The sequence below is a fragment of the Carnobacterium mobile DSM 4848 genome, assembly GCF_000744825.1.
Taxonomy (GTDB): domain Bacteria; phylum Bacillota; class Bacilli; order Lactobacillales; family Carnobacteriaceae; genus Carnobacterium_A; species Carnobacterium_A mobile.
The window spans coordinates 939,728-951,487 of record NZ_JQMR01000001.1 but is presented as its reverse complement, the minus strand read 5'-3'; the positions used below and the strand labels follow the sequence as shown (position 1 = coordinate 951,487).

Sequence of the window (11,760 nt, the reverse complement as noted above, 5' to 3'; positions counted from 1 at the left end):
AATGAAAGGGGAGTTTAATAATGAAGATATCATGGCATGGACAATCATGTGTGCAGGTTTTGACAAATACAGGATATACAATTTTAATTGACCCGTTTATTACAGGAAATGCAAAAAGTGATTTAAATCCAGAGACTGTAGCAGCAGATGCCATTATCATCACTCATGCACATGCTGATCATATTGGCGATACAGAAGCGATTGCTCGTAGAACAGGAGCATTAATCGTAGCCAATGTTGAAATAGCTGACTTCTTTAAAACAAAAGATTTAAAAACTCATGGGATGCAAATGGGAGGAAAGCATAGTTTTGATTTTGGTGAAATCAAAATGACTCCTGCTATCCATGGCTCATCTTATGAGATAGATGGAAAAGAAACAACACTTGGTTTAGCCGCTGGTATTATTTTTCATGCAGATGGAAAAACGCTTTATCATGCAGGAGACACAGCTCTGTTTTCTGATATGCAGCTCATTGGCGCATATAGACCGCTTGATATTGCCTTTCTGCCAATCGGAGACAATTTCACAATGGGGCCGGAAGATGCAACGATAGCTGCTTCTTATTTGAATGCTGAAACTGTTGTACCCATTCATTACAATACGTTTCCATTAATAGAACAAGACCCTCAGTCTTTTTGTCAAGGACTGCCTGGAAACCAAGGAAAAGCTTTAGAAATAGGAGAAGTTTTAGAACTTTAGAAGTAAAAGATTTTTGGAGGTTAATTCATGACCACGAAGCACGATCAAATATTGGCTTATATAGAAACACTACCCGTTGGAGAAAAGATTTCTGTTCGATTGATTGCTAAAAACTTGCGTGTCAGTGAAGGAACAGCATACCGTGCAATCAAAGACGCGCAAAACAGTGGGCTAGTTTCAACCATCCAAAGAGTAGGAACGATCCGTATTGAACGGAAAATGAAAGAAAGTATAGAGACTCTTAGTTATGGCGAAATTATAAAAATCATTGAAGGAGATATATTAGGCGGCGAGAAAGGTTTAACTAATATATTAAATAAATTTATTATCGGAGCAATGACAGAAAATGCCATGATCCGGTATATTACACCAGGTTCATTGATGATCGTCGGCAACCGCGAAAGCGTGCAAAAGCTAGCTTTAAAAAATGGAGCAGCTGTTTTAGTTACTGGCGGGCTTGATACAAGTGATGAAATTGTTAAATTAGCGAATGACCTAGCCTTGCCTTTGATGAGCACAACTTATGATACATTTACTGTAGCCACTATGATCAACCGAGCTATGACTGACCAACTCATTAAAAAAGACATTATTTTAGTGGGCGATATTTATACGAAACTTGAACAAACGATGTACCTGAACGTAGAAGACACCGTACTGGATTATCGTAAATTAAATGAAAAAAGCGGACATACTCGTTTCCCGGTTGTCAGTAAAAATATGCGTTTAGTTGGAATCGTTGCAGCTAAAGATATGATTGGAAAAGCAGATCAGTTAAGTATCGAGCGTGTGATGACAAAAGACCCAACTCTGGTAAAGACACATATGAGTGTAGCCAGTGTTGGACACCTGATGATTTGGGATGAATTAGAAGTCATGCCTGTAGTAGAGGATAATATGACGTTGATGGGCATTATTTCCAGACAAGATGTGATGAAAGCCATGCAATCTGCCCAACGTCAACCTCAAGTTGGAGACACCATTGCTGATCAAATTGAAGAACAAATCGTATTAAGTAATAAAGAATCGGCAGATGTAGAGTCAGGTATTCCTGCATATAAATTCAATGTCACTCCACAGATGACTGATTCAGTAGGCACCATTTCTTTTGGTGTCTTGAGTGAAATTGTTACGAGTTGTGCGAAACGTTCCTTATTGCTTTATCAAAAACGAAACGCGCTGATCGAGCAAATGGATTTACATTATTTTAAAATGATTCAATTAGAGAGTATTTTAGAAATAAAACCAAAAGTTTTTGAAATTGGTAGACGGTCATCAAAATTTGACATTGAAGTTTACGTGGAAAATGTTTTAGTCGCGAAAGCTATTGTTATTTGTCAAATGTTGCAAAGAAATTAAAAGGAGTAGGTAAGTTATATGGCACGTTTTCCTTATCAAGAAATTTTAGAAATTATTATGCAGCACGAGACGATCATTGTTCATCGCCATATGCGGCCTGATCCCGACGCACTTGGTTCGCAAGGAGGACTTGTTGAAATTCTAAAGGCAAGTTTTCCGGATAAAAAAATATTAAAAGCAGGAGGCCCAGTTGGCGACTTAGCTTTTTTGACAACAATGGATACCGTTCTTGATGAAGATTATCAAGGAGCCTTGGTGATTGTAACAGATACTGCAAATCGTCCTAGAATCAGCGATGAACGCTATGATCAAGGTGCCAAACTGATTAAAATAGATCATCACCCTAATGATGATGCATATGGTGATTTGCTGTTGGTAAACATCGAAGCCAGCAGCTGCAGTGAAATTATTGCTGATTTTTATTTAGCTAACCAAGACCAGTTAACGTTATCAGATGAAGCGGCTCGTTTACTGTATGCTGGAATCGTGGGAGATACAGGACGTTTTTTATATCCTGCAACTACTGCACATACCATGCAAATAGCAGCTATGCTGATGGGTTATGATTTTGTCCCTACTGAAGTTAACAACCAAATGAATGTGATCTCGAAAAGAGTTGCCCAGTTAACTGGCTATGTATTGCAAAATATTGCAGTTTCGGCAAGTGGGGTAGCTAAAGTGATGCTGACTAAAGAAATTATGGAGCAGTTTGGGGTAACCGATACGGAAACATCTTCAATCGTCTCCATTCCTGGGACAATCGAAGGAATTTTAGTTTGGGGAATTTTTGTTGAACAACCAGAAGGTTACTTTAGATGCCGTTTAAGATCAAAAGGGCCTGTCATCAATGAAATAGCAAAACTTCACCATGGCGGCGGACATCCTTTAGCCAGTGGGGCAAATGCAAAAGATGAAAAAGAAATTAGTCAAATCGTAGCAGAGCTGACAGAAGCAGCTCAATTATGGGGAAACAAAGAGGAATAGAAAAAAAGGGTTAGGACAACAGTCCTAACCCCTTTTGCATATCCGAATGTTTATTCTAGAACGTGTTCCAAAAAGCAGAATTGGCGTTTACTTTTTTTACTTTGAATCAGTTACTTTGTTTCTTCAGGCTCATCATTTTCTTGAACAGGATTGAGTTTAAAAATATCGATGACTTCTATAGTACTATTACCGGATTTTATAACGGTAAAAGAATAGTCACCCGCAGTAAGCGTCTCGCCTTCAGCAATATCGTATTTTTCATTTAGCATCCAGCCGCCGATGGTATCCACATTTTCTTCTTCAATGGAAAGACCAAAAAGTTCATTGATCTCATCAACCAGCATTCTTGCACTGACACGATAATGATTTTCTCCGATTTTCTTCATTTCGGGTTCATCAATACTTTCATAATCATCACTGATGTCTCCAACGATTTCTTCTACAATATCTTCCATTGAAAGCATACCGCTGGTTCCGCCATATTCATCGACTAAAATAGCAATCTGATTCCGTTCTTTTTGCATTTTTACTAACAGTTCTTTAATAGGAATCGTTTCGATAACGCGAATAATAGGACGAATATAGTTAGAAAAATCAAATGATTCAGGCTGACCAGCTTCTACAGCATCCACATAAGCGGCAAAGATTTCTTTTGTGTTTAATGTGCCTAGAATGATATCTTTATCGCCGTCTTGGATTACTGGATAACGAGTATAGCGTTCTTCACTGACTAACTGACTGATCTCTTTTAAAGACATATCCGTTGAAACAGTAATCATTTCCGTTCGGGGTACCATGATTTCACGGCTCATTCGATCATCAAAAGCAAAGACATTTTCAACGAATTGAAACTCATCGCGATTGATTTCACCGCTCTTTAAACTTTCTCCCATAATAATTCGTAATTCTTCTTCGGAGACACCTTCTCCAAATTCGCTTTTAGTGGGAACTCCAATTGCATGTGAGATAGAATTAGCTAATTTATTTAAAATAAAAACAATTGGATACATGATGCGGAACCAAAATTGTAAAGGTCTAGCAATAAGCAACCCAATTTTTTCTGTATTATTGATGGCAATATTTTTTGGTACTAATTCGCCTATAATCACTTGAATGAAAGTTAGAATAATAAAAGAGAGTACTACAGAAGCGATTTTTGAAACAGATGCAGGAAGACGAATGTCGGAGAAAAGTGAATCAAATAAACGCCCAAAAGTTGGACTGCCTAACCACCCAATGGCAAGAGACGTAACGGTAACTCCAAGTTGAGTAGCCGATAAATAAGTATCTAATCTTTGGGTCATTGTTTTTAGTAGTCGGGCTTTTTGATTGCCGTTTTCGATTAAAAAGTCTAGACGAGAAGGACGAATACGTACTAGAACAAACTCAGACATAACAAACAAAGCTGCAACAAATAAAATAACAAAAAATAAAATCATACCGGTAGTTATTGACAAATGGCTGCTTACGTTAACAAAACGTAAGCTTCACCTCCTTATAAGGTTGTAAAAATAAATTTGAATGGATTTTCGTTTTGTTACAGTGAATTTCTTAAGGGGGAAAAGATAAAACAAATCAAAAGAAAGTGGATAGATATTATTTACTTTCTTTTGATCAGTTACTGTTTGTATTCTATTTTCTGTCCCAAAGATGCTCACCTCTTTTTTAGTTTGATTAGGTTGATACTTGTCTTTTTAGTGTGACTGATTCTCTATAGCCAGTACAGGCAATTTAAAAAAGACTTATAGGTTTACTTTACCTTAATATGGTAAAATGATAAAGCAAAAAACATTTTTTTTATGAATTAATAAAAATCTATCGCTGGTTTAGCTATTATCACTATCCTACTTAAGTAGGATAGTGATAATAGCCAACTTTTGATATACTTCTACTGCTGAAGAAGCAGACAATTAAATAGTAAATATAAAGGATGTCTTAATAAAATGAATGAACCAACTTTTTTTGAAAAAATAAAACAACAATTGAAACTCTTTTGGAAGTGGCTTAAGCCCTATCTTAGGATAGCTAGGCAACAGATAAGCCGAGTATGGAAAAAATATCACTTTACTAAAATTTTAATTTTGCTTATTTTAACTATTTCATTAGTTAGCAGCGTATATTTATTATACCTTGCTAAAACAGCAAATGTATCCACATTAAAAGCTGGCCTTGAACAGACAACGACTGTTTACGATGTGGATGGTGAAGAAGCAGGAACGCTCTATTCGCATAAAGGGTCATTTGTTTCAATAGACCATATTTCTCCTTCTATTCAAGCAACCGTTATTTCAACTGAAGACAAACGTTTTTATGACCATAATGGGTTTGACATTATCGGAATAGGCCGTTCAGCCGTTGGATTTGTGTTAAACGGCGGAAAAATAAGCGGTGGAGGAAGTACAATTAGCCAGCAATTGGCTAAAAATGCTTATTTGACACTTGACCAAACCTTGATCCGTAAACTAAAAGAATTATTTTTAGCGATTGAAATCGAAAAGAAATACACCAAATCAGAGATATTAGAAATGTATTTGAATAATGCTTATTTTGGAAACGGCGTCTGGGGAGTAGAAGATGCGTCTCATAAGTATTTTGGGAAATCAGCAAGTGAAGTTTCTTTATCGGAAGCAGCAACGATTGCTGGAATGTTAAAAGCGCCAACTACTTATAATCCAAGAGACAATATGGAAAATGCTTTATCACGCCGAAATGTAGTGTTAGATTTATTGGTCAAAAATGAAGGTGTCACACCTGAAGCAGGTGAGGCGGCAAAAAATGAAACTTTGACATTGAACGATGATTATCAGCAAACTAATGGCTACCAATATCCTTATTATTTTGATGCAGTGGTGGAAGAAGCTATCAATAAGTATGGCCTTGGAGAAGAAGAAATTTTAAATAAAGGCTATAAAATCTATACATCTTTAAACCAAGACTATCAAAAGAGAATGGATCAAACTTATACAAACGATTGGCTGTTTGAAGATGCTGCAGATGGAACATTATTACAAAGCGGCTCAGTAGCAATGGATCCTAAAACAGGAGGAGTTTTGGCTATCATAGGAGGACGCGGCGAACATACTTTTAGAGGTTTTAATCGAGCTACGCAGATTAAACGCCAGCCAGGGTCTATAATGAAGCCGTTAGCCGTTTATACTCCAGCGCTTGAGTCAGGTTATGAAATGGACTCTCTATTAAAAGATGAAGAAGCTTCTTATGGTACGGATAACTATACGCCTAAAAATTATACCCATACGTACGCTGGAGAAGTTCCGATGTATCAAGCTTTAGCTCAAAGTTTAAATGCTCCAGCAGTTTGGCTGTTGGATCAGATTGGCTTAAATAAAGGAATTAAAAAAGTTGAAAAATTTGGGATTCCTGTTCAAGAAAAAGATAAATATTTAGGATTAGCTTTAGGAGGAACAACCGGCGGGGTTTCTCCTTTACAGATGGCCAGTGCATACACAACTTTTTCGAATGAAGGAGTACGCAGTGAAGGTTTCTTTATTACAAAAATCGTTGATGCGTCCGGTGCAGTAATCGTGAATCATACTGATCCAAAACAAACTAAAGTTACTTCTCCTAAAATAGCAGAAGAAATGACCAGTATGTTAATGGGAGTCTTTACCAATGGAACTGCCAGCAATAACGCACCAAACGGGTATACGATCGCAGGGAAAACTGGAAGCACAGAAGTGACATTCAATGAATCAGGCGGAACAACAGACCAATGGACGGTTGGTTATACACCCGATATTGTTGTAGCAACATGGATAGGTTTTGACGAAACAGATGAAAACCATTATATGGGAACAGGAAGTTCAACAGGTGTAGGTCCTTTATTTAAATTGGAAATGGAAAACATCTTACCAAAAACACCTCAAACAGCTTTTGGAACAGAGAATGCTGAAACATTAGTGCAATCTGAAGCAGAAGAAAACCCACAATGGAAAAAAGAGTTGAAAGACAATATTGACCAATGGAGCGGTCAGTTTAAAAATGGATTGGATCAGTTAAAAGACAAAACCGGAAAATGGATAGAGCGGTTTAAAAATCATTAATTTTACCAGGACAAGAAGAAAGAGTTTATTGGAAAAAATTAAATGGAAATGGTATAGTAAATAAGTGAATAAAAAATAACAGGAGAGTGATTTAGATTATGAACAACAATATTTATGATACAGCTAATCAACTTGAACAAGAATTAAGAACAACTGAAGCGTATGCTGATTTAAAAGCAGCTTTTGATTCAGTGAAAAATAATGCAGAAGCAAATGAAGTGTTTCAACAGTTCCAAGAAATCCAAATGAAATTACAACAAAAACAAATGTCCGGAGAAGAAATATTAGAAGAAGAAATTAAAGAAGCACAAGAAATGGCATTGAAATCTGGCGACAATGCGATAATCAAAGATCTAATGGAAGCTGAACAAAAATTAAGCACTCTAATAGATGATTTAAATCGTATTATTATGAAGCCTGTTCAAGATATTTACCAAGGATAAGCTAATAAAAAAAGTTCACTCAACTTGTGAAATGGTAGTGAACTTTTTTTATATTCCTACCTGAACATATGTGCCCTTCGAATAACGATAATAATTAGTTAAGAAAGGAAAGATAGTAGTGGTTCAATTTATTCATGGAGCTGATTTACATTTAGATAGTCCCTTTATCGGCTTGAAGTCTATGCCTGCTTTTATTTGGGAAGCCATTTACAATTCAACATTTCAAGCGCTGACTAAATTAGTTGATGTGGCAATCGAAAAAGAAGTTGATTTTGTATGTCTGGTTGGAGATATCTACGATAATGACGATCGAAGTGTTAAAGCTCAGGCCTATTTAAGAAATGAAATGGAACGTTTGAATAAATACCATATTCCGGTGTATTTGTTGCATGGGAATCATGACTACATAGAAAACCAAGGGTTGCATTTGAAAATGCCGGACAATGTGACTATATTTGGCGAACAAACGGAAACGCATTGGTTGACGACTAAACGAAATGAACGAGTAGCTCTTACAGGATTCAGCTACACAGAACGCTGGGTCAGAGAAAGAAAAATAACAGAATACCCAAAAAAATTTGCAGAAGCAGATTACCAAATTGGCTTATTACACGGATTTTCAGAAGGATTGGAATCAGAACACGGCAATTACGCTCCTTTTTCAATTGGAGAATTGAAAAGCAAACAGTATGATTATTGGGCATTGGGACATATTCACAAAAGGCAGCACCTATCTGAACATCCTCCAATTATCTATTCAGGAAATACTCAAGGACGCAGCAGCAAAGAAAATGGATCAAAAGGGTGTGAATGGGTCACACTTACGGATACAAAAGAAGAAATCGTTTTCTATCCAACGGGACCCATACAATGGGAACGCATTGAATTATCGATCAAAGGTTTAAAAACTCTTAATGAAGTTTACCAGCTTGTTCAAGAAACGATAACTCGCAAGAAAAATAAAGCATACAGTCTTTTTCTTTCCATCGCATTAAAAGATACCACTACCTTATTAGAAGGTGTTAGAAAGAAAATAAACAATGGTGAACTCCTAGAGGCACTACAGCAGATACCAAAAGAAACAGGATTTGTATGGGTATATCAAATTGAATTGACATCGGATAAAGAAGAAAAAACAACTTATGTCCAACTTTTTCCTGAAGAATGGCAAAAAGCACTGAAAGAAATCGAACAAGAAGCTAATTTTAATGAGTTGACTAATTCATTTTTTGATTACGCAGAAGCAGCTGAGTTACTTGAAACAAGAGATCAATTATACCGTGAAAAGATAATAGAAAATGCAAAGCAGCAAGTTCAATTTTTGTTAGGGTTTGAAGGAAGTGATGAAAATGAAAATTAAAACGATTGAGGTTTATGGTTTTGGAAAGTGGGTAAATCAAACATTTGAATCCGTAGATCAATTACAAATCTTTTATGGAGCGAACGAAGCAGGAAAAACGACTTTGATGGCATTTATCCATAGTATATTATTCGGTTTTCCAACTAAGCAAAGTTCTGAATTGCGTTATGAGCCAAGAAGCAGTGTGCAATATGGCGGTCGCCTTACCGTTTGCGATACTGTATATGGAGAAGCTACAATTGAACGCATAAAAGGGAAAGGCAACGGAGAAGTCACCGTGACCTTAGCAAATGGAGAAACTGGCTCTGATGCGTTACTTGAAAAAATAGTTTACGGAGTAGATAAAGCAACTTACCAAGCCTTATTTTCATTTAATCTTTTTGGACTTCAAAGAATACAACAGATGAATCGCTCCAAACTTAACCGCTATTTTTTAAGTGTCGGTACGCTTGGGAATGAACAGCTTTTAAAAGTAGCTGATAAATTTCAAGCAGATGCAGGAAAATTATATAAACAAACTGGAAGAGTTCCTGAAATCAATCAAAAAATGAGAGAAGTTGAAGAAAAAAGGCAGCAAGTTCGAACAGCAAAAGCGAAAAATGATGAGTACACAACCCTTTATACTCGAAAAGAAAAATACGAACAAGAAATTGCAGCTGTTAGGGGTTCACGAGATAAAGCAGAAAAACAGCTAGAACAACTTAGTCATTTAGCAGCAAATTGGCAACTTTTTTCTGAAATGCTATCCCTCCAACAAGAAATAAAAAAAATGGATTTAGTTAGTTTGCCTGAAGACGGATTGTACCAATTGAATCATCTAAATCAGTCTATTGAACACATCAGAATGGAAATAGTGCAAGAAAAAGAACGTTCTAAGCAAATAATGGAAAAAAATAAGTTAAAGCAGTCACAACAGGTATATTTAGCATACAAAGAAGACATACAGGACTTGATGGCTGCAATGGATACGGTCAAAGAAACGCTGCAAGAAAAAGAGTTTATTGAGCGGGAAATCCAAACAGAAACGAATCAGTTTGTACGAAGCAAGTTACAATTAGGACTGAATGTAGGACAAACTCTCCCGTTGCCTCAAACAGAAGAGCAAAAAAAGAATTACCATCAGCTTTATCAGGTGATGTCAAAAACAGCGCAAGACAACCAAATGATTGAAGAAAAAAGCGCCTTTTTAACTTTCCAAGAGAACTCCTTAACCCAACAACTAGATAAAATAGAGCCGCACTTATGGGAAAATCAACATTTTCAAGAAACTGAAAGCTATTATAAAAATAAACGAGCTTCTGATTTGTATCAAGGACAGGAAAATAAATTAAATAAGCGACCTAGCAAAAAGCAAATTAACCCAGCTCTTTTTAGTGGATCGATTGGTCTGATTATAGGAATTATAGGATCATTTATGAACGGGATTTCAGGAATCGGGTTGTCTATAATAGGGATACTTATGATCGTTTTGAGTGTTTTATGGGGATTCAAGAAAAACCAGGCTGTTTCTACAGAAACACAATCAGGTTATACCTATGAAGAATACATCAAGCAAAAGGAACTTCGAAAACAATGGCGTGGTGTTTTAGCAGAATTCGATCATGTAATGATGGAATTAAAACAAATAAATGAAGCATTAGAAAAAAATGTTCAGCAAAAATCAGAGTTCGAAAAAAATGTAAAACAAATCATTGAAGCTAATCATTATCCAGAAAATTTCTCTATCAGTGACTTAGTTGCACAACCAGACCCTTTTGAATTAGTGCGAGAACAGAAGCAGTCTATTGAAAAAAATGAAGAAACACACAATCAGTTAACAGAAAAACTTGCTCAATGGAAAGAACGTGCTCGGTTTCTAGAGTCTGTCATTTTTGTTGATTGGAATCATATCCCAGCTGTCATAGCGGGCATTATCCAATTTTACCAAGAAGCTGTAGCAGAAGAGCAAAAGCTTTTGGCAGTACATGAAAAAGAAGAAGAACGACAAAAACAGATAAAAAAATACGTTTATCAACAAAGAGAATTTGAACAACAGCGGTTGTCATTGTTTCAGGTAGTAAAAGCGAAAGATGAACAAGACTTCCGGAAAAAATTTGTTTTATTTGATCAATGGAAGCAGAAAAAAGATCGGTTAGCGTTGCTCAAACAGCAAGTATCAGCTGATATTGATTTATTAGAGCAGTACCGTGACCAGACAGACTTATTAGAACAAATTGAAAAAACTAAACATATGATTCAACAGTATAAGAAAAATGAAGAGCAACAGATTAATCAAAAAATCAAACAAGAAGTAGCTATGAAGGAATTAGAAAAAGGCGGTGCTTATTCTGTTCTATTGCAAGAATATGCGAATTTAAAAAGTGAATTACAAGAGTTGGTAGATAAGTGGGCAACATATAAAGTAGCTGCTGATTTAATTGAACGTGCACTTACACATGCTCGGAAAAATCGATTTCCTGAAACTATTCAAGATACAACAACTTTCTTTAAGATGCTGACAAAGAATAATTATCAAAATGTTTTCATAAAAGAAAATAGAATAGAAGTCAAACGGCAAGATGGAGTTATTTTTGATGCAGCCGAATTGTCTCAAGGAACAGCAGAACAGTTATATGTTGCTTTGCGGTTTGCTTTTGTTAAAAATGCAAGTGATATAGTTTGTTTGCCATTAATGATCGATGACGGATTTGTTAATTTTGATCAAAGTCGTAAAACTCAAATGCTGGAATTAATGAAACAAGTAAGTGAAACAACACAAGTACTTTATTTTACTTTTGATGAACAAATGTTGTCTAAGTTTCGAAAAGAGCAAATAGAAATGTTATACTGATTACAATAGAAAGCGAGGGAGC

The 11,760-nt window shown here is 36.0% G+C and carries 8 protein-coding genes; 7 read left to right on the top strand and 1 reads right to left on the bottom strand.

Annotation, left to right across the window (positions count from 1 at the left end; genetic code table 11):
- Positions 1-20 precede the first annotated feature (20 nt).
- The 3 genes from BR87_RS04300 to BR87_RS04290 are packed head-to-tail and all read left to right on the top strand — an operon-like array spanning position 21 to position 3,044.
- Positions 21-701: a metal-dependent hydrolase gene (locus BR87_RS04300; protein ID WP_035029138.1), complete on the top strand. Its 681-nt coding sequence runs from the start codon at positions 21-23 to the stop codon at positions 699-701.
- Positions 702-728: 27 nt separating this feature from the next.
- Positions 729-2,060, top strand: coding sequence for a DRTGG domain-containing protein (locus BR87_RS04295; protein ID WP_035029136.1), 1,332 nt, complete (start codon positions 729-731; stop codon positions 2,058-2,060).
- Positions 2,061-2,078: 18 nt separating this feature from the next.
- Entirely contained in the window at positions 2,079-3,044 is a 966-nt protein-coding gene (locus tag BR87_RS04290; RefSeq protein WP_035029133.1) for a DHH family phosphoesterase, read from the top strand.
- A 110-nt stretch (positions 3,045-3,154) separates the two neighbouring features.
- Here the strand turns inward: BR87_RS04290 and BR87_RS04285 are convergent, their stop codons facing one another.
- Positions 3,155-4,501, bottom strand: a complete 1,347-nt coding sequence (locus tag BR87_RS04285) for a hemolysin family protein (protein ID WP_035029130.1) — start codon at positions 4,499-4,501, stop codon at positions 3,155-3,157.
- A gap of 486 nt (positions 4,502-4,987) precedes the next feature.
- Between BR87_RS04285 and BR87_RS04280 the strand changes: the two genes are divergently transcribed.
- From BR87_RS04280 to BR87_RS04265, 4 genes are all read left to right on the top strand, one after another.
- Positions 4,988-7,105, top strand: coding sequence for a PBP1A family penicillin-binding protein (locus BR87_RS04280; RefSeq protein WP_035029127.1), 2,118 nt, complete (start codon positions 4,988-4,990; stop codon positions 7,103-7,105).
- Between the two features lie 98 nt (positions 7,106-7,203).
- Positions 7,204-7,548, top strand: coding sequence for a YlbF family regulator (locus tag BR87_RS04275; RefSeq protein WP_035029124.1), 345 nt, complete (start codon positions 7,204-7,206; stop codon positions 7,546-7,548).
- A 118-nt stretch (positions 7,549-7,666) separates the two neighbouring features.
- Positions 7,667-8,908, top strand: a complete 1,242-nt coding sequence (locus BR87_RS04270; protein ID WP_035029121.1) for a metallophosphoesterase family protein — start codon at positions 7,667-7,669, stop codon at positions 8,906-8,908.
- A complete protein-coding gene (locus tag BR87_RS04265) occupies positions 8,898-11,738 on the top strand; it encodes an ATP-binding protein (protein ID WP_035029119.1) in 2,841 nt (946 codons plus the stop codon). Before BR87_RS04270 ends, BR87_RS04265 begins: the two co-directional genes overlap by 11 nt.
- The last annotated feature ends 22 nt before the right edge of the window (positions 11,739-11,760 follow it).